This is a genomic window from Novimethylophilus sp., assembly GCF_036504375.1.
Classification (GTDB): Bacteria; Pseudomonadota; Gammaproteobacteria; order Burkholderiales; family Methylophilaceae; genus Novimethylophilus.
Map to the genome: position 1 here is coordinate 55439 of NZ_DASXVH010000050.1, position 19072 is coordinate 74510.

General features: G+C 61.1%; 17 protein-coding genes. 11 read left to right on the forward strand and 6 right to left on the reverse strand.

Features of this window, described 5'->3' with window-relative positions; all coding sequences use genetic code 11:
* The first annotated feature begins 23 nt into the window (after positions 1–23).
* The 11 genes from VGK14_RS08145 (at position 24) to VGK14_RS08195 (ending at position 13759) form a co-directional block, all read left to right on the forward strand.
* Positions 24–947: a hypothetical protein gene (locus VGK14_RS08145; protein WP_331508505.1), complete on the forward strand. Its 924-nt coding sequence runs from the start codon at positions 24–26 to the stop codon at positions 945–947.
* A 14-nt stretch (positions 948–961) separates the two neighbouring features.
* Complete coding sequence (locus tag VGK14_RS08150) at positions 962–2035, forward strand: 6-bladed beta-propeller (RefSeq protein ID WP_331508506.1); 1074 nt, start codon at positions 962–964, stop codon at positions 2033–2035.
* Entirely contained in the window at positions 2028–4775 is a 2748-nt protein-coding gene (locus tag VGK14_RS08155) for a hypothetical protein (RefSeq protein ID WP_331508507.1), read from the forward strand. Before VGK14_RS08150 ends, VGK14_RS08155 begins: the two co-directional genes overlap by 8 nt.
* Entirely contained in the window at positions 4757–5746 is a 990-nt protein-coding gene (locus tag VGK14_RS08160) for a cytochrome c biogenesis protein ResB (RefSeq protein WP_331508508.1), read from the forward strand. The genes VGK14_RS08155 and VGK14_RS08160 overlap by 19 nt, the downstream gene beginning before the upstream one ends.
* Positions 5743–6555, forward strand: coding sequence for a cytochrome c biogenesis protein CcsA (ccsA, locus tag VGK14_RS08165; protein ID WP_331508509.1), 813 nt, complete (start codon positions 5743–5745; stop codon positions 6553–6555). Before VGK14_RS08160 ends, ccsA begins: the two co-directional genes overlap by 4 nt.
* Position 6556: 1 nt before the next feature.
* The gene (locus VGK14_RS08170) at positions 6557–7942 is read left to right on the forward strand and encodes a cbb3-type cytochrome c oxidase subunit I (RefSeq protein ID WP_331508510.1); all 1386 of its coding nucleotides are present in this window, start codon (positions 6557–6559) and stop codon (positions 7940–7942) included.
* 394 nt (positions 7943–8336) lie between these two features.
* Positions 8337–8933 carry a tetratricopeptide repeat protein gene (locus VGK14_RS08175; protein ID WP_331508511.1) on the forward strand — a complete coding sequence of 199 codons (597 nt, stop codon included), beginning with the start codon at positions 8337–8339 and terminating at the stop codon, positions 8931–8933.
* A 240-nt stretch (positions 8934–9173) separates the two neighbouring features.
* On the forward strand, positions 9174–11162 hold the full coding sequence (locus tag VGK14_RS08180; protein ID WP_331508512.1) for a heme lyase CcmF/NrfE family subunit: 1989 nt from the start codon (positions 9174–9176) through the stop codon (positions 11160–11162).
* Positions 11163–11180: 18 nt separating this feature from the next.
* A complete protein-coding gene (locus VGK14_RS08185) occupies positions 11181–11660 on the forward strand; it encodes a cytochrome c-type biogenesis protein (RefSeq protein ID WP_331508513.1) in 480 nt (159 codons plus the stop codon).
* Complete coding sequence (gene ccmI, locus VGK14_RS08190; protein ID WP_331508514.1) at positions 11657–12943, forward strand: c-type cytochrome biogenesis protein CcmI; 1287 nt, start codon at positions 11657–11659, stop codon at positions 12941–12943. The genes VGK14_RS08185 and ccmI overlap by 4 nt, the downstream gene beginning before the upstream one ends.
* A 276-nt stretch (positions 12944–13219) precedes the next feature.
* Positions 13220–13759 carry a TlpA disulfide reductase family protein gene (locus tag VGK14_RS08195; protein WP_331508515.1) on the forward strand — a complete coding sequence of 180 codons (540 nt, stop codon included), beginning with the start codon at positions 13220–13222 and terminating at the stop codon, positions 13757–13759.
* 74 nt (positions 13760–13833) lie between these two features.
* Here the strand turns inward: VGK14_RS08195 and VGK14_RS08200 are convergent, their stop codons facing one another.
* From VGK14_RS08200 to VGK14_RS08225, 6 genes are all read right to left on the reverse strand, one after another.
* Positions 13834–14325, reverse strand: a complete 492-nt coding sequence (locus tag VGK14_RS08200; RefSeq protein WP_331508516.1) for a tetratricopeptide repeat protein — start codon at positions 14323–14325, stop codon at positions 13834–13836.
* A gap of 59 nt (positions 14326–14384) precedes the next feature.
* Entirely contained in the window at positions 14385–16052 is a 1668-nt protein-coding gene (locus VGK14_RS08205) for a methyl-accepting chemotaxis protein (RefSeq protein WP_331508517.1), read from the reverse strand.
* Between the two features lie 99 nt (positions 16053–16151).
* Entirely contained in the window at positions 16152–16541 is a 390-nt protein-coding gene (locus VGK14_RS08210; RefSeq protein WP_331508518.1) for a hypothetical protein, read from the reverse strand.
* A gap of 25 nt (positions 16542–16566) precedes the next feature.
* Positions 16567–17946, reverse strand: a complete 1380-nt coding sequence (locus VGK14_RS08215; protein ID WP_331508519.1) for a hypothetical protein — start codon at positions 17944–17946, stop codon at positions 16567–16569.
* A gap of 395 nt (positions 17947–18341) precedes the next feature.
* Positions 18342–18635 carry an EF-hand domain-containing protein gene (locus VGK14_RS08220; RefSeq protein WP_331508524.1) on the reverse strand — a complete coding sequence of 98 codons (294 nt, stop codon included), beginning with the start codon at positions 18633–18635 and terminating at the stop codon, positions 18342–18344.
* 34 nt (positions 18636–18669) lie between these two features.
* Positions 18670–19072: two-component regulator propeller domain-containing protein (locus tag VGK14_RS08225; protein WP_331508520.1), on the reverse strand; the 403-nt coding region annotated here is incomplete at its 5' end.

Consider the following 19072-nt stretch of genomic DNA (forward strand, 5'->3'; position numbering starts at 1 on the left):
TCCTTGCGGCGTTCGCCGCCCTGATGGAAGGGTGTGCCGCAGACCCTGCGTCGTTAAAAAACGGCGCAAGGCAGCAACATGCGCCCGACGACATATTGACGCCATGGCGCATCATCAAGGGCGGTCGGCTCGCTGCGCGCCAGGACCCCAACGGATTTCCCCTTCCCGATTCCCTCAAAGGGTTCACACCGCTGATTTATCCGGCCGCATTGGCGGCGCATGCTCCCGACCTCTATATCGCCGATGCCGGTGCCGGCAGGATTTATCGCTACTATGCCGACCTCCAGGCGCTGAACGTCGTTCCCGGAGTCGCAGCCACCACGCGCACCCGGCTGCAGATGGCGGCCGATTGGTCGTTATTGGTGCTGGACCCCGCGCGCTCGTCGATTGTGCGCCTGAGCCGGGGCGGGCAAGCTTTGCAAACCATTGTTTCTCCGTTGACCAGCGCGCATCTCACCGAATTCGTCGTCGGCGAATACCTGGATAAAATATACGTTACCGACCAGCTCAACCAGCAACTGATGCTGCTGCACCCGCTGGGTCCTGCCGGCACGCCGCTGATTACCGCCGGGGAAGGAGAGTTCAAGGCGCTGGGTGCGCTGGCAACAGCTGGAAGCATGGTGTACGCTGTGGATGCCGGCTGCAGCTGTATTGCGGCAATCGATGAGGGGGGCCGGATCCTGGCGCATATCGGCCAGGGCGAGTTGATCCAGCCGAGTGCGCTGGTCGCCGATCAATTCGGACGGCTCTATGTCGCCGATGGCTTTGATCGTACGCTCAAGGTGTTCCGGCAGCGCAAGCTGATTGCCAGATATGCCCCGAACAAACTGCAGGTGATCGAGATTACCGCCTTGGCTATCGACCAGGGAGCTCTCTATATCGCGGACGGGCCGGGTGCGCAGGTGGTGATATTCCGTATCCGTCCCCCGGGAAACGAGCCGCAATGATCAGGCGCAGGCGATTGGCAGCATGGTTGGGGATATGGTTCGCTATATCCTTGCTGGACGGTTGCGCCACGGAGCCCGGCGTGTTCCGCTTCGATCCGCCGGAAATATCGGGCGCGCCCAGGGAATTGGTGTGGCCGGCCAAGGAGCAGGCCGAGGTGCCCAGATATCTGTATCTGGGCGAACTCAATGGCGAAGCAAATTTTCATAAGCCGGACGACCGCGCCAAAGGATTCATCCGCTGGATTACCGACCTGATTCAGGGGGAGCCGGTGCCGGTGATATTGCAGCGGCCCCAGTCCGGCGTAGTGGACGAAAGCGGCCGGATATTCGTCACCGACACCAGCCGTCAGGCGGTGTATGTGTTCGACCAGCAGCAGGGGCGGTTGGATATCTGGGAAAATGCGATCGGCATGACGCATTTCTCTGCGCCGACCGGCGTCGCGTTAGGCCCAAACGGAGACGTTTTCGTCGCGGATTCCAATCTCGGTTTTATCGTGCGCCTGAACCGGCATGGCCAAAACATTGGCATCATCGGCAAGGGCCTGCTGAAACGGCCTATCGGCATTGCGTACGATACGTTGCAAAGCCAGCTGTATGTGGCCGATACCTATGGCCATGACATCAAGGTGTTCGATCTTGCCGGCCATCTGCTGCACACGCTGGGTCAGCGCGGGGATAACCCGGGGGAATTCAATTTCCCGACTTACATCACTCTATATCAAGGCGACCTGTATGTGGTCGATACCATGAATGCGCAGGTGCAGGTGCTGGATGCGGCATCGGGAGAACAGAAGCGGGCGATAGGCACGCGCGGCCTGAACGTCGGCAATCTGGTGCGCCCCAAGGGCGTGGCGGTCGACAACGAAGGCAATGCCTATATCATCGAGTCTTATTACGACCATTTGCTGGTGTACAACAAGCGCGGGGAATTCCTGCTGCCGATAGGAGGCACCGGCCAGGAGCCCGGCAAATTCTATTTGCCGGCCGGGGTGTGGGTGGATGCTAAAAACAGGGTGTACGTGGCGGATGTATTCAATGGCCGGGTTTCGGTGTTCCAGTTTCTTGGCGGGGGGCCGGAGAGTGAATAAATGGCTGCTGGTGGCTTTTTTTCTGGCCTGCGCCATTGTAGGCAGCGGCTTGGCATTCGCTGCGCGGGTGTCGGATGTGCGTGCCACCCTGCACAACTTTTCCAATGCCCCGGCCGGCAGCGCCACGCCGACCGGCACGGTTCCGGCACGCACCGTGATGTCCACCTCGAACGCGACCGGCGGCACCGACCAGGTCTGCGTGTTCTGCCATACCCCTCACGGCGCCAGCGCAGGCATCACGCCGTTGTGGAACCGCAAGGTCAACGCCACCGCCAACGCCTATACCGCCTATACCTCGTCCTCTTTGGACGCGGAGGCGATACAGGGCGCCTTGAGCAAAAATGCCAACGGCAGTTCCAAGCTGTGCCTGTCCTGCCACGACGGCTCGCTGGCGATCAGCAGCGTCAACGTACTCAACGGCGCGGGTTCGCCGACAACGCCTGGCACCGTGACGATCAACATGACGGGCACCGGCGCCGGCGGCACCATGCCGCCCGGCAGTTACGGCGAAACCACAGGTTTCACCCGCAAGCTGGGGGTCGATCTCACCAATGACCACCCGATTTCGGTGACCTTCAATTCGACACTGGCGGACAGGGACGGCGAACTGCGCGCGCTCGATTCCGTACAGAAATACCCGGCCGGCACCGGCACCGTGATCGGGGTGCGCAGCTCCGGCTACAAGCCCAAGCTGCCGCTGGAGCCTACCGGACCTCTTGGCGCAGGGCAGATTCAATGCGCTACCTGCCACGATCCGCATATACGCGAAAGCAATGCCGGCGCGGTCGATTACGGCAACGAGAAATTCCTGCGGCTCAACCGCTTCCAGGCTGCGGCGGCTACCGGCATCTATAATCAGGCCAACGACATCATCTGCCTGTCGTGCCATACCAAGAGCGGCATCGGCGGCACCAGCAACACCAGCTGGGCGTATTCGGTGCATGCCAACAATCAGGTGACGACGCAGACCTATACCACGGCTGGAGCCAATCTGCGCCAGTTTCCCGCCAGCCTGCCGGTCTGGCAGGCCGCCTGCCTCAACTGCCACGACACCCACACGGTATCCGGCGCGCGCCGGCTGCTGCGCGAGGGCACCAACCCCGGCGTGGCTTCGCCCAAACCGGGAGGAGCGGGCACCTCCGCGATCGAGGAAACCTGCTACCAGTGCCATGACGGTACCGTCACCGTACTCAATTCGGTGGCGACGGTGCCCAACATCAAGACCGACTTTTCATTGCTCCGCCACATGCCGATCGCCAATGCCACCGAAACGCACGATATCGGCGGCAACTTCACCATCGGCAGCGATGGTTACAACGAATGCGCCTCAACCACTAACGGCTGCGGCAAGGATTTCATCGAGAGCCGCGCCAAGCTGGGGGTCAGCGCCTTGACCAACCGCCACGCCGAATGCACCGATTGTCATAATCCGCACCGGGTGGTGAAGTTTCAGGATTTTCGTGGCCCCAGCGCTGCCTATGGCACCATTTCAGGGGCACCGGATGCGTCGGGCACCCATCCGCACCAGAGTACGACCAATCACAGCAACATCGCTTCCGGCGTGCTGCGCGGGGCCTGGGGCGTGGAGCCGGTGTACGGCGCCGCCACCAATCCCGCCAGCTTTCATACCCTGCCCAGCAGCTACACGGTAAAACGCGGCGACCCCGCCACGTCTGCCACCGCCAACGTGTTTGATACCTATGTCACGCGCGAGTACCAGATCTGCCTGAAATGCCATTCCGATTTCGGCTACTCGGACAACAATGTTTACCCTTCCGGCAACCGCCCCGCGCTGGGGAGTTTTACCGGCGGCACGACATCGGGCACGAATGGCCTGACGATGTATACCAACCAGGCCAAGGAGTTTCAGGCGCCGGTGGGACACCGTGGGGAAGGCATCAACAAGGGCAATGAGGCCGGTTCTGCGGACAGCATCACCGCCGGTGCGCGCTTCGACGCCAATAACCACCGTTCCTGGCATCCGGTGATGGACATCACCAACCGTACGCTTGTCGCGCGCAACATTACCGGCATCACGCCCTGGCGGACTCCATGGAGCAACCAAGTGGGCTCCAACACGATGTACTGCAGCGATTGCCATGGTTCCAACGTGACGTCGACCACCAGCGTGCGCCCCGACGGCAACGGCACCGATGCAGCGCCCACCGAGAACGGCAATCCCTGGGGCCCGCACGGTTCGACCAATGATTTCATCCTGAAGGGCTCATGGACCGACACCAAGGGCAGCAATGTCAACCTGCTGTGTTTCAAGTGCCATGACAATGCGGTGTATTCGAGTCGCAATGACAGTGGAAGGAGAACAGGTTTTTACGACGGCTTCACTGGCAAGGGCAATCTGCACAATTATCACGTCGACAGGGTCGGCGAGCTGAGGTGCACTTGGTGCCATGTTGCGGTGCCGCACGGCTGGAAGAATCGGTCGCTGCTGGTCAACCTGAATGATGTTGGCGAGGAGGCAGGGCAGGGCGCGGGCAGCAGCAAGGAAGTGGCCATCAACTCCAGTGCCGGCGTATATACCCAGGAGCCGTATTATTACAAGGCCAAGCTCAAGATTGTCAGCTTTGCCGCCAGCGGCAGCTGGCGGGATACGAACTGCGGTTCAGTCGGCAAGAGCGGCACCGGGCCGACTACCGGCATCATCAATAGCAGTGGCGGGTCGGGCAATACCAACCTCACCGGCAAGGACTGGATGACCACGACATGCGATCCCCCGCCATGATGCAGGCATGCCGTGCGATGGCGTCGCTCAAGCTTACGTTGGCGGCGCTATTTTTTTTCGCCGGGGGCGTGCTGTATGCCTATCTCAGCGGAGTCCATACCACGCTGGTGCTGGTGCCGCCGTTGCTGCTGCTGTCGTTGAATCTGCTGGCCGCGGTGCTGACCAATGCCGCATTCCGCCGCTCGGGGCCGCTGTTGTTGTTCCACCTGGCGCTGATAGCCGTCATCCTGCTGATTGCGGCGGGACGGCTGAGCTACCTGAAGGGACACGTCGAACTGTCGGAAGGGGAGGAGTTCGACGGCCGCTTGACCGAGGTCGAATCCGGCCCCTGGCACTGGTCCAAGCTGGATCAGGTGCATTTCACCAACGACGGTTTCAGCATCCGGTACGCGCCCGGCCTGCGGCGGGAAAGCACGCGCAATGCAATACGCTATCTTGATGCCGGCGGCAACGAGATGCGAACCGAAATCGGCGACCAGACGCCGCTGGTACTGCATGGTTACCGCTTTTACACCAGTCCCAACAAAGGCTTCGCCCCGACTTTCATCTGGTACCCGGCTGCCGGCGGCGAGCCGCTGCTGGGCACGGTGCATATGCCCTCGTATCCTATCCACGAATACCGCCAGGCGCGGGAATGGCAGTTGCCGGGCACTGCGCTCAAGGTGTGGACGATGCTGCAATTCGATGAGATCATTCTTGACCCGGAGAAACCCTCGGCCTTCCGGCTGCCGCAAAACTACCGGCTGATCGTGCGTGTCGGCGAACTGCGGCGCGAACTCCGGCCCGGCCAGACGCTCGAACTGCCGCAGGGGCGCCTCATCTATCAGGGGCTGCGCAGCTGGATGGGCTATACGGTATTCTACGACTGGACCATCCATTGGCTGCTCGCAACCTGCCTGGTGGCGGTGGGCGCACTGGGCTGGTATTTCTGGAACAAATTCGCCGCGCATCCCTGGGACCAAATATCATGATGACGGAATTACAGGCGCTGTGGTCGGCGCTGGTGCTGTATGTACTGGCCGGTTCGCTGGCGATTTTCGGGGCGGTGCTGCAGCGCCGGCCGGAGCGCGCTGTGCTCGGCCTGCTGGTTGCCGGCCTGGCGCTGCACGTGACGGCGATCGCGCTGCGCTGGCAGCGCCTCGACCACGGGCCGTTTCTGACGATGTTCGAGATCCTGCTCAGCAATGTCTGGAGCATGCTGACGGTCTATGCGCTGGCCTATTGGCGCATTCCGGCGATTCGCCCGACGGCGGCGGTGGTGATGCCCATCATGTTCGTGATGATGGGCTGGCTATTGATGACCAACCCCGGCGAAGGCCACATGCCGCCAACCTACCATACCGTCTGGCTGTATATCCACATCGGCTTCGGCAAGATATTCTTGGGCTCGCTGCTGGTCGCGGTGGGCATTTCCGGCATCATCCTGCTGCGCGGCAGCCGTTTCGGCAGCGAGCGTTTCGCACGCATGCCGGATGATGTCCGTCTCGATGCGCTGTCTTTCCGCTTTATCGCGATTTCGCTGATATTCGAAACCCTGATGCTGATCGCCGGCGCTATCTGGGCGCAGGATGCCTGGGGCCGCTACTGGGCCTGGGACCCGCTGGAAACCTGGGCCTTCCTGACCTGGCTGTGCCTGGTGCTGACCATGCATGCGCGGCTGGCCTACAAGGTGTCGCCGCGTGCCTCCGCATTGATGGTGATGACCGTGTTCACTGTCGCCTTCCTCACTTTCTTCGGTGTGCCTTTCATTTCCCCGGTCGCGCACCAAGGGGCGGTTTAGCATGGATGAAGCGCTGCACCGGCACCGCGGCGCGCGGCGATTGGCCGCGGGCTGGTGGCTGCTGGCGCTCTCGGCGCTGGCGATCTCTACGCTGTGCGCAGTGATGCTGGTGGCGGCGCGCTCCGGCTTGCTCGACCGCTTCGCCGCACCCCGCGCGCTGTTCCGCGAAGCGCTGGTGATGCACGTCAACTTGGCCGTGGTGGTGTGGTTCCTGGCCTGCGCCGCCGGGCTTTGGTCCTTGCTGCCGGAGCGGGCGAACCGTCTGGGGCGGGTGGCGCTGACCTTGAGCACCGCCGGAGCCGCTGCCATGGTAGCCGCGCTTTTTCTCGGGATGCAAGCGCCGGTGCTGGCGAACTACGTGCCGGTGCTCGACGGCCGGGTGTTTCTTGCGGGGCTCACCGGTTTCGTCGCGGGGATCGCGCTATGCGGCGTCGCCGCGGTGCGAGGCTTGCCGGGCAGCCTGCGGTCGGTACCCGACGTCTGGCGGATGGGAGTCATGCTGTCCATCGCCGCCGCGGCGATGGCATTGGCGGCGCTGCTGGCTGCATTGTTCGCCGGTGGATTGCCGCACAGTCCCGGGCAGTTCGAAATGGCCGCCTGGGCGCCGGGGCACTTGCTCCAGTTCGTGCATGTGCTGCTGCTGATGACAGCCTGGAGCGTGCTGGGCGAGCGGGTGTTCGGTGCTGCGGCGGCGCCCCGGCGCTGGCTGCTGGGCCTGCTGGCGCTGACTGCGGCGCCGCTGCTTGCCGCCCCGGCAATTTTCGTGCTGCATCCGCTGGCCAGCCCGGAATTCCGCCATGCGTTCACCCTGCTGATGGCTTGCGGGGTATGGCCGGCGGCGGCTGTGCTGGCCGCTTTCCTGCTAGCGAAGCTGGCGCGCGGCGGACGTGCGGTATGGGAGAGGGCGGAGAGCGCGCCGCTGCTGCTGTCGCTGCTGCTGTTCGTGCTCGGCTGCGTGTTGGGCGCGGCCATCCGCGGCGAATCGACGATGGTGCCGGCGCATTATCACGGCACCGTCGGCGCGGTGACGCTGGCCTATATGGCGCTGGGCTACCGTCTGCTGCCGGCTTTCGGGCTCGGGCTCATGCCCGGCCGCCTGGTGCGCTGGCAGCCGGTGGTTTACGGCACCGGCTTGCTGATCTTGGCCGGTGCGCTGGCCTGGTCGGGATCGTTGGGCATGCCGCGCAAGACTTTGCCGGCAGAGTTGGCTGCGCAGTCGCCGGCCCACCTTGCGGCGATGGGGCTGGCCGGCGTCGGCGGCCTGCTGGCCATCGTCGGCGCGGCGCTGTTCGTCTTCAATATCGTGCGCTGTTTGTGGCTGGACCGTCGGCAAGCGGCACGGCCCGAGAGTGGACATCATGCGCATTCCTGCCCGCCTTGTCTGTAATTGCCGGCGGTGAATGCAGCGCCGCACGGTAACGGTATAGCGCGAGGCCGAGCAAAGCGGCGATGCTTGGCGCGTCGCGCTGAATGCCGGGCGCAGCTATCAACAACGCCCGTTCCCGGCGCTCTCCTGCATATCGACCCACGGTCAGGCTGCCGCCGGCATCAGCAGTACCAGATCATACAAATAGGCCATAGGCACTGCGAGCACGGTCGCAAGACCACCAAGTACCACTACCTTGCCTGTGGCCGTAAGCGAGCCGTGCAACGATCACAACCCTAATCGCGGAATACGCAACGCCAGGTATAGACCTTGCTCTTATTCGATGAGATGATATCCAACTCTGAGAATTTTATGCCTCCGGTTGCAGGATTCGGCGCCGCGATGGCAGGCGCTTATGGAACTGTCTAGTATGAATCAGGCGTGGCGTATGAATGTCGGGGTACGCATGCTGATGCTCGCGGTGCTGCTGCCGATCCTGGGTGGCCTGATCCTGGCCGATTTTAACCGCAGACTGTCGGTGTCGCCTTCAACCGGCGCACTCAATGCTTTGCATTCCCGCCAGAAAATTGCCGCCGAGGTCAGGGAGCGTTTCCGGCAAGGGGTAGTGATGCTCCATGCCAAACGCTACGACGATGCGATCACCGCATTCCACCGCGTCATCGAACTGGAGCCCGAGATGCCGGAGGCTCATGTCAACATGGGCTACGCGCTGATCGGACTGCAGCGCTACGAGGCCGCGCGGGATTTTTTCGAGGGCGCGACCGCGCTGCGGCGCGACCAGGTCAATGCCTATTACGGCCTGGCCGAGGCGCTGGAAGGCATGCACGACCTGCCGGGGGCAATAGGTGCGATGCGGACTTACCTGCATCTGGCACCCGCCGGCGACCAGTATCGGCGCAAGGCAGAAGCGGCGATATGGGAGTGGCAGGAAGCATTGAAAAAAGCCAGGAATGAAACGCCGGGCAGCCAACCGACTCAGCCTTCGCCCTGAGCATGCGGCTTTTTCGGGATTGCAAGCCGCGCAGGCGAACGTCGCGCTGCGAGCGAGGTCGAATGCAATGGCATGCTCATTGCTAGATTAATTCGGCGCGGCACATCGATTTGAGCTTGCATCGCTTGATGAAACCGTAGTTCCGACAAATACAAACCCGACGATGGTTCGATTTCCCCGCAGTAACGCTGCTTATCGCCCGACGCGGCATGACAGTACCTGTGATTTAGGAGGCAGCACGTGATTCCCGAAATTGGTCATTTCTCTCTTATTCTTGCGATTGTGCTGGCCTTGGTGCAAAGCACATTCCCCTTGCTCGGCAGCCTGCGCGGCGACGCCCGGCTGATGGCCGTCGCCAGGCCCGCGGCGCAGGCGCAGTTCGTGTTCGTTGCGATCGCCTTTCTCAGCCTGGCCTATGCCTTCGTTTCCAATGACTTTTCGGTGCTGTACGTTGCCAACAACTCCAACTCGATGCTGCCGTTCTATTACCGCATAGGTGCGGTTTGGGGTGGCCATGAAGGCTCGATGCTGCTGTGGGTGACGATACTGGCGCTGTGGACGCTGGCGGTGAGCGTTTTCAGCCGCCGTCTGCCGGAAGAAGTGGTGGCGCGCGTGCTGTCGGTGATGGGCATGGTCAGCATCGGTTTTCTCGCATTCATCCTGATCACCTCGAATCCTTTCGAACGGCTGCTGCCCGGCGCGATCGACGGCCGCGACCTCAACCCGCTGCTGCAGGACCCCGGCATGGTGGTGCATCCGCCGCTGCTGTACATGGGCTATGTCGGCTTCTCGGTGGCGTTTGCCTTTGCCATTGCTGCGCTGATCGGCGGACGGCTGGACGCCACCTGGGCGCGCTGGTCGCGTCCCTGGACCACCGTGGCCTGGATGTTCCTCACGCTGGGCATCGCGGTTGGCAGTTGGTGGTCGTATAACGAACTGGGCTGGGGCGGCTGGTGGTTCTGGGACCCGGTCGAGAACGCCTCCTTCATGCCATGGCTGGTGGGCACCGCGCTGATCCATTCGCTCGCAGGCACGGAAAAGCGCGGCAGCTTCAAGAACTGGACGGTGCTGCTGGCGATCTGCGCGTTTTCCTTGAGCTTGCTGGGCACCTTCCTGGTGCGTTCCGGCGTGCTGACCTCGGTGCATGCGTTTGCCACCGATCCCCGCCGCGGCATTTTCATCCTGACCTTCCTGTGCGTGGTGATCGGCGGCTCGCTTATCCTGTTCGCCTGGCGCGCATCCAAGGTCGGCCTGGGCGGCGGCTTCGAACTGGTGTCGCGCGAATCGCTGCTGCTGGTGAACAATGTGCTGCTCACCGTGGCCGCCGGCGCGGTGATGCTGGGTACGCTCTATCCGTTGTTCCTGGATGCGCTGGGCCTTGGCAAGATATCCGTCGGCCCGCCGTATTTCGAGGCGGTATTCGCGCCGCTGATGATGATCGTCGCTTTCCTGCTGGGCGCCGGGCCGTTCGCGCGCTGGAAAGAGGCCAGCGTTGCCGAAATCGCCAAGAGGCTGTGGGGCTGGGCCGTATTCAGCATCGTGCTCGGGCTGGCCATTCCCTATCTGTTCGGCCACTGGTCGGCGCCCATCGTCGCCGGCATATCGTTGGGCACCTGGGCCATCCTCACCAGTATTGCCTATCTGATCACGCGTTTGCGCAACGGCAATGGCGCAGTGGATTGGACCAAGCTGAGCTCGATGTCGCGCTCCACCTGGGGCATGCTGTTCGCCCACGCCGGGATAGGCGTGTTCATCCTCGGGGTGACCCTGGTCCGGGGATTCGAGACCACCAGCGAAGTGCGCATGCAAGTGGGCGATACCGCCCATGTCAGCGGCTACGCTTTCCGCTTCCTCGGCGTGCGCGAACTGAAGGGGCCGAATTATATCGCCGCGCGCGGCACGCTGGAGGTGAGCAAGAACGGCAGCGTGACGACGCTTGCTCCGGAGAAGCGCATTTATACCGTGCAGCGCATGCCGATGACGGAGTCGTCGGTCGATTCCAACCTGTTCCGCGATCTGTACGTGGCATTGGGCGAGCCGGTCAGCGAAAACGAATGGATCGTGCGCATCCAGTATAAGCCCATGATCGCCTGGATCTGGGGCGGGACCTTGCTGATGGCGCTGGGCGGCCTGCTGGCGGCGAGCGACCGGCGCTACCGGCTGAATACCGCGCAGCGCCGCCAGCCGGACATGGTTCCGGCCGGGGCGGCATTGACCGCTGCGCGCTGAGATAAAAGGGATTGGATAATGTATAAATGGGTATTGGTGGTGTTGTTTGCCGTCGCGATGCCGTTGTTGGCCCAGGCGAATGAGGCGGCTCCGGCCGCGGATGACCCCGCGCTGGAGAAACGCGTAAGCGCGCTGGCGGAGGAATTACGGTGTCTGGTATGCCAGAACCAGTCGCTGGCGGATTCCCACGCCGACCTGGCGATCGATCTCAAGAACCAGATCCGGGAAAAATTGCGCCGGGGGCAGTCGGATAAGGAGGTGGTGGATTACCTGGTGGCGCGCTACGGCGATTTCGTGCTGTACCGGCCGCCGGTCAAGGCCACCACCTGGCTGCTGTGGTTCGGCCCGGCGCTGTTGCTGGTGCTCGGGCTGGGCGTGCTGATCATCAAGCTGCGTCAACGCCGCAGAATCCTGGCGCAGAGGCCGCAGCCCAGCGTCGAGGAGCGCCAGCGCGTGGCGGAACTGCTGACCACTAATGAACAAGAGGAACAGGCATGATAACTTTCTGGATCGTCGCAGGACTGCTGGTTTCCGCCGCGCTGCTATTCGTGCTGCCGCCATTGATCGGCCACAGGATACCGCAGGCGTCGGCTACTCCGTCCGAGGTCAACCTGTCGGTTTACCGCGATCAGTTGCGCGAACTGGATGCCGAACTGGCGGCCGGAACCCTTGACGAAACCCAGTATCGCAATGCCAAAGGCGACCTGGAAGGGCGCGTCATCGAGGATGCCAAGCTTGCCAGCGAAACCGTGCCGGCAAGCGCCGCCAAACCGTGGAACAGTCAATGGCCGGCAATCGCAGTGGCGCTGGCGGTACCGCTGCTGGCGGTTTCGCTGTATCTGGTGCTGGGCAATCCCCACGGGCTGGACTCCAAGGCTAGCGATCCCCAGGCTGGATCGGCCGAAAACGGCCCGGCGCATGCCACTTCGCCGGAGCAGATCCAGGCTATGGTCGCGCGCCTGGAGCAAAGGCTGGAGAAGCAGCCCAACGATGCCGACGGCTGGTCGGTGCTGGCGCGTTCCTACGCGGCGTTACAGCGCTTCGAGGAATCCAGCGCGGCCTATGCGCGTGCGATCGAACTGCAGCCGGGCAATGCGCAATTGCTGGCGGACTATGCCGATACCCTGGCGATGACCAATGGCCGCAACCTGCAGGGCGAGCCGGAAAAAATTATCCAGCAGGCGCTGAAAGCGGACCCGCACAACCTCAAGGCATTGGCGCTGGCCGGCACGTTAGACTACGAGCGTAAGAATTACCAAGGCGCGCTGAAGTACTGGCAGCGGATACTCGAACTGGTGCCGCCCGATTCCCCGATCGCGAGCTCGGTCGCGGCCAGCGTCAAGGAAGTGCAGCGCTTGGCTGGCTTGCCGGCGCAGGCGGGCCAGGCCGCCAGCGAGGCACCCCGGCAGAACCAGGCGCCGGAAGGCGCGGTGCAAGCCACGGTCAGCGGTACGGTGCAGCTTGACCCGCAACTGAAGGGCAAGGTGGCGGACAGTGACACGGTATTCATCTTCGCCCGCGCACCGGGAGCCAAGCGCGGGCCGCCGCTGGCGATCATGCGCAAGACGGTGAAAGATTTGCCGATCAGCTTCACTCTGGACGACAGCATGGCGATGGCGCCTTCCTTCAACCTATCCTCGGTATCTCAGGTTGTCGTGGGCGCGCGTATTTCCAAAACCGGTAACGCGATGCCCAGCCCAGGCGACCTGGAAGGGTACTCGACAGAGGCTAACATCGGCGCCAAGAATCTGCGGGTGACGATCAACTCGACGGTGAATTAAGAGCCTATTTCAGTAGTAAACGAAAGATGCGTATGAACACAAAAGGGATGGATGCAAGGCGCGCCGCGCAGCCAATGGTTGTTTCATTGGCTAGCGGCGCAACGCCGCAGACGCCGTTTTGTGTTCATACCCTCCGGGTCAGCCGTGTATTGCGCGCATGGCGTTGTTGCTCGCTGCTCATTTGGAATAACCAAACTTCGCAACTCGCGCCTAGCCCTGCGCGCAATGCACGGCCGACGCACATTCGTTTACTACTGAAATAGGCTCTAAGCTTCATTGACGAATACGCAGAGACGAAAATTCCTTCAACTGGCGGCGGGGGCGCTGGCTTTTGCCGCGCTGCCCGCATGCCGCAATGAAGGTTCCCGGCCTATAGCCGAGGGCGATCGATTCCCGCCGATAACGTTGCCGGACCTGGATGGCCGCAGCACTTCGATTCCTCCGGGCCCGGCGCTGATCGTCAATTTCTGGGCGACCTGGTGCGAGCCATGCCGCCGCGAAATGCCCAGCTTGCAGCGGTTGAGCACGCAGTACCGGTCCGAGGATTTGCAGGTGGTCGGCATCAGTGTCGACGACGACCTGAACCTGGTCAAGGAATTCCAGCTGCGCTACCGCCTCACTTTCCCGCTGCTGTCGGATCGCGAACAGCACTTCTCCAGGATGCAGTTGCAAGTCGCCGCGTTACCGATGACTTATCTGCTGAGGCGCGACCGCGTGGTCGCCGGCGTGGTCGCTGGGGCAAGAGATTGGGCGGATGCCGGAGTAATCAGGGAAATCGAAGGCGCGCTTGAGCTGAAAGCACATAAGAATGCATAATTAGCGGGCCGTACCGAGGGCGGTCAGCCTCGACGGCAATGCACGCAGCGCAGCGTTGTGTCTGCGCATGCTTTCTATTTGCTGCCGGCGAGGAAGCGCCTGGCTTCGGCTTGGCCATGGTCAGCCGCCAGCCGGATCCAGCGCAATGCTTCGGCGCGGTCTTCTACCACTCCTTTGCCAACCAGGAACATCAGGCCCAGGCTGAATTGCGCTTCGGCATGGCCGGCGCTGGCGGCCTTGTAATACCATTTCGCTGCTTCGACATCGGGGTCGGCGATGTTTTTGGCGATCTGCGAGCCGAAAGTATAGGCTTTACCCAGCTGGAACATCGCTTCGGTGTTGCCCTGCGCGGCGCTTTTCTCCCATAGCTCCATCGCCGTCGGCTCGTTTTCCTTCATGCCCCGGCCATAGTAGTTTAGCATTCCCAGTCGCAGCTGGGCCGCGGCATCGCCGTTTTTGGCCAATGGCGCGAGCAATTGCACGGCCAGCACATAATTGCCTTTGTCATAGGCTTGTATCGCATCATCCAGCTGGGCTGCATGGGATGCGGCACTGAAAAAAAGCATGAGGGCTGTCAATAACGCTGCCGATTTCATCGAGTATTCCTGAAAAAACCTAGTCTGTATTATGCGGTAGTCTCGCCGGAATGGAAGGAAGCAACGATCACGTTCAGCTGCCGCGCCATTTCGTCCAGCGCCGAGGAAATTGCCGAAACATCGGCTACCGCATCGCCATTTTCGGCAATGAAAATGGAAATCTGCTCGACGCTCTGGGCGATGCCCTCGGCCGCGGTCGACTGTTCCTGCGTCGCCAGCGCGATGTCGTCCGATACGCCGGTGACGCGTTGCGCCGAGATGCGGATCTGGGCGAAATTCTGCCCCGTCTGCTCGACGAATTTGGCGCCGGCGGCAACATCATCGGTGGCCTTTTCCATTGCCGCAGTTGCCGTTTCGGTGGCATTGCGTACTTCCTGCACCATGTTGTTGATGGCATGGGTGCTCTGCGTGGTGCGTTCGGCCAAGGTGCGAACCTCGTCGGCAACCACGGCAAATCCCCGGCCCTGTTCGCCCGCGCGGGCAGCCTCGATGGCCGCATTCAAGGCCAGCAGATTAGTCTGGTCGGCAATGCCCTGGATCACTCCCGTAATCTTGCCAATTTCGGCGATACGTTCGCTCAGCTCTTTCATCGTCTGGTTGGAGGCGGCCACCGACATGATGGCTTGGTTGGATACCGTTACGCTGCGCTCCATGTTCGCGCTGCCGTTGTTGACGAAAGCCATCTCTTCTTCGGCCAGTTTCGCGGCCCCCTGCGCATGTCCGGCGACTTCATGGATGGAACTGGCCATCTGCTGCATCGCGGCGCTGATGCTGGAAACCATGTCCTGCTGGTGCTGCGATCCTGCATTGACCTGCGTGACCTTGGCGTTGAGCTTTTCGGCGCGCTCGCTGACGGTTTTCGCGGCCTCGGTGACGGCGTCGATCATTTCCCTGAGGCTGCTCTGCAAATGCTCCACGCCGGCCGCGACCTTGCCGATTTCGTCCGTGGTGACAACCGCGTTTTGCGAGTCGAGATTGCCGGCGGCGATTTCTTCGAGTTGCAGCACCATGCTGTCCAGCGGCCGCACGATCGAGCGGATCAGCAGATAGCCGAAAACGAATGCGAGCAGCAGGCCGAAAGTGATCGCGCCGATGGAAAAGTTGCGCATCAGTACATATTGCCGCTTCTTGAGTTCATAGGTCTGCGAGGCTCCGTCCAGATATGTTTCGAGCAAGTCCTGCGCGGCATTGTCGGCATCGCTGTAGAGCTTGGGCATTTTCAGGAGCAGGATACTCGTGGCCTGCGCGTAATCGCCGGCGTTGAGGGCGGTGATCGAGGGTTGCAGGCCTTCGTCGATGAAGCGCTTGTTGGCCGTCTCGTATTTCGCCGCCAAGTCTTTCTCCTCCACCGTCATTTCAACGGCAGAAGTTTGCGACCACAGGCCGTTGATTCGGTCCAGGTTCTTGGCGATCGCCTCCAGATGCTGCAAAAGTGGATGGTCATGGAGCTTGGCGATCGCGCTTTCCGGATTGTGCTGCAAGCCGAACATCAGCTGGGTGCGGTTGTCGGACATCAGCAGCATGATGCGGCCGATTTTGAGCGAGGGCTCGAAATAATGCTTCTGGCTTTGTTCCAGGGCGGCGTTGCTCTGGTACATGCCGATCATGCCCAGCGTACCGAAAACCACCAGCCCCAAACCCATGAAAATCTGGATACCGATCAACCGGGAGCGGATACTCAAAGTAGGCATTGTCATATAGACCTCCGATGCTGCTTATAATAATTGCCGGCTAATTCTTGCTTGATTAGTCTTTAATTGCATCTTGCAGGCGCAATCCGGCATACGCAACTTGCGTCAGAATTTTTGGATCACAGTCACACCGGCAGGTTGCGATGTCACATAACCTACCGCACCGGGAGTTTTTTTGACGAACTCCACCACCTCCAGGTCGCTGGACTTGACCGCAGGCTGGTTGAGCCCGTCGCGGAAGGATTTTTTCGTCCAGGTGGAGGTGTATTTCTGCTTGTCCATTTTCACAACTTTTTCGAGAAAGGCGTCCTGCGCGGCAGCATTGTCGAGGGGTATCAATTTTGTCGGTCCGGCGAACTGCTTTTCGCCGACGAACACATCGCGGATGTCGCCGCCGGCAAGTTGGGTTCCGGCGCCCGCGATGACAAAAATATCCCCGGCCTGCGCTGCAAGCGGGCTAAGCGTTAAACACAAGGTCAACAGTAATTTCTTCATGATGATTGAGTCCTTAAGGCTTTAATTAGAAGCGGATCGCATATTGAGCGCGGACTTCGCCGAACTGATCATCAATATTGGTGCCGGGTATGCCGATATTGGATTTGCGTGTTGTCGCCAGCTCGATCTTGACGGCGGATTTGGCATCCACGTCATAGCGCAGACCCAGCACGGCCTTCTTGTAGGAGCGGCCGCTGGCCTGATGCAGGAAATAGTTGTCCTTCTGGTCGAGATCGGTTTTTTCCAGGCGGCCGTAAGGCGTCCAGGCGCCGATGTTGTAACCGGCTTGCGCGTACCAGGCCGAACTGTCGTGGGTGCCGGTGGCGCCGGTCAGGTCTTTGTTCCAGAAATGGTAGTACTCGGCCAATAGCTCCAGACGCTCGCCGCTGTATGCACCATATGCTCCCAGCGTTTGCATGCGGGTGGTGTCGAGCAGGGCGCCATTGGTGTCGTCGGCCCCTACGCGGGCGCGCAGGCCGTGGATGCCGACTTTCAGGCCGTCGATGCGAGACGGGCTGTAGCCCAGGTTGAACCCGAGCGAGGAGGTATAGGAGGTGTTGCCTGCCATTTTCATATCAAGTGCGCCATCGCCATACCGTCCGGCGGCGAGCCCAGCGGTCACATCCTGAATGCGCGGGGCATTGCCGACATATAAATCGTAAGAAACCTTGTCTCCTGCCACCGGCATGCTGCCAGTCAGCCATGCGCCCGTAGTGTGCGCCGGCAGAATGCCGCCGGAATCCTCGAAGTCCAGGAAGAGTGGGCGGCTGATGGAGGTCTGAATCTGGGAGCCGTGATGGAAGGCGGTGTTCCAGTAACCGTAAGGGGTATGGAAGCGGCCCACCCATGCGGTGAGGGCATCGTTGAACGTATAGCCGACTTGCAGGCGTTCCAGGTCGGTACCTACCGAGCCTTCGCGGTTGACCTCGAAATTGAGTTCGACCAACGCCTTGACGCGGTCGCCGAATTGCGGCGTCAGGTATAGATCGAAAGAGCCCACCGTGAAACCCTTGGCCCCTTCGATGCGTTTGCCGGAGGCCTGGTTGATATGATCTTCCGCGCTGCGGGCGAACCCAACATCGCCAAACCCGTGGACGGGCAGGCCGGTGTCTTCGGAGCGTGTTCCCATGCCGGCGGTGAGTTGCCCCACCTGTTTTTCAAGTTCCTCGACTTTTGCTGCCTGCTGCGAGTTGCCTGTCTCCTTGGGAGCAGCATTGGCCTGTTCCAGCTTGTCGAGCTTGCTGGATAGATCCTCAATCAGGCGCAGGCTGCGTTCCAGCTTTTTTTCAAGCTCGGCGATGCGGCCGGCCTCGGTTGCATCCGCCGCCTGGGCTGAAGTGGCGATTACGAGGGCGGCTGCGCCGATTGCCGACAGGACGTGCCGCGTAAGTATTGGGTTTCTCATCGAATATATCCTGAATGAACGAGATTGAATAAACCAGCAAGGCTTGGTACGGCAACCGGGCTGGCTCGCGGTAATCTCAAATTTAAGTTGGGATTTCCCACTACTGGGAATCTGCTGCGTCTGAATTTTTATTCCTTCATGGTTGTTATTTTGGGTAAAGGTCTTTTGAGCGCTTATCCCATGGGAATATGCGAGTTCTATGTCTCTTTTTTATAATAACAGTATTGCATAAATGCAATATCCGTTCCACAGAACGGGCGAAGGGCCGAAGGCAAGGAAAAGAGCTACAATCGATGCCTACGGTAAGCCTGGCCGAAGCGGCTGTAGGAGATATAGGGGATGCGCTACAGTTAAAGTGTGGAAGGCGAGCAGGGCGCGTGCGGCGGCGATCGACTTTATTTCTTCGGCCAGCGGTTGTGGCCGACGTATTCTTCCCAGCTCAGAAATCCGTCCTTGTCGGTATCAAGCTTGTCAAAATTCTGCGACATATAGGGGAAGGCTTTGGCGACTTCTTCCCTGGACAGTTTGCCGTCCTTGTTCGTATCGGCGCCGTCGAACTTGGCCATGGCTTTTTCCTTGGCCAGCCGTGCGATGTCGCCACGCCGTCCCTCCTGGTCGAGTGTGGGCACCATCGTGGTTTCCGCTGCTGCGGTCGCGGCGATGGTCAGCAACGCAGCAAAAAATGTCATCCGTTTCACGAGTTTCTCCCAGGGAGCTGCAATATCATTCGGACGGCCGCAAATGGGTAACGCCGCCGTAACTGCCGATCCATTGGTCGCCTGTGGGCGTGGTGGCCATTGAGAACACATTGTTGGCGTATAGCCCATCGGCGGTAGTCTTGACCTTGAACTTGCCGTTCTGCCACAAGGCCAGTCCGTTGTTGGTGCCTGCCCATAGCTGGCCTTTGTCGTCCAGGTGGAGCATGAATACGTGGTTGCCGGGCAAGCCTTCGGCGGTGGTGTAGACAGTCCAGCGCGAACCGTCGAAACGCGACAGGCCGCCGCCCCAGGTGCCTGCCCATACCTGTCCCTGGCGGTCGACTTCCATCGATACCACGTAATTGGGGTTGTAAGCCACGCTGACGCCTTGCAGGCCCATTTCCTTTTTCTGCTGGGCGTGGTGCGAA

Bases quoted from the DNA above. Each gene is read 5' to 3' on its own strand.
- VGK14_RS08145 (WP_331508505.1), top strand. From the start codon at position 24: ATGGAAGGGTGTGCCGCAGACCCTGCGTCGTTAAAAAACGGCGCAAGG.
- VGK14_RS08205 (WP_331508517.1), bottom strand. From the start codon at position 16,052: ATGACAATGCCTACTTTGAGTATCCGCTCCCGGTTGATCGGTATCCAG.
- VGK14_RS08200 (WP_331508516.1), bottom strand. From the start codon at position 14,325: ATGCTTTTTTTCAGTGCCGCATCCCATGCAGCCCAGCTGGATGATGCG.
- VGK14_RS08160 (WP_331508508.1), top strand. From the start codon at position 4,757: ATGCGATCCCCCGCCATGATGCAGGCATGCCGTGCGATGGCGTCGCTC.
- VGK14_RS08170 (WP_331508510.1), top strand. From the start codon at position 6,557: ATGGATGAAGCGCTGCACCGGCACCGCGGCGCGCGGCGATTGGCCGCG.
- VGK14_RS08215 (WP_331508519.1), bottom strand. From the start codon at position 17,946: ATGAGAAACCCAATACTTACGCGGCACGTCCTGTCGGCAATCGGCGCA.
- VGK14_RS08185 (WP_331508513.1), top strand. From the start codon at position 11,181: ATGTATAAATGGGTATTGGTGGTGTTGTTTGCCGTCGCGATGCCGTTG.
- VGK14_RS08175 (WP_331508511.1), top strand. From the start codon at position 8,337: ATGGAACTGTCTAGTATGAATCAGGCGTGGCGTATGAATGTCGGGGTA.
- VGK14_RS08210 (WP_331508518.1), bottom strand. From the start codon at position 16,541: ATGAAGAAATTACTGTTGACCTTGTGTTTAACGCTTAGCCCGCTTGCA.
- VGK14_RS08220 (WP_331508524.1), bottom strand. From the start codon at position 18,635: ATGACATTTTTTGCTGCGTTGCTGACCATCGCCGCGACCGCAGCAGCG.
- ccmI (WP_331508514.1), top strand. From the start codon at position 11,657: ATGATAACTTTCTGGATCGTCGCAGGACTGCTGGTTTCCGCCGCGCTG.
- ccsA (WP_331508509.1), top strand. From the start codon at position 5,743: ATGATGACGGAATTACAGGCGCTGTGGTCGGCGCTGGTGCTGTATGTA.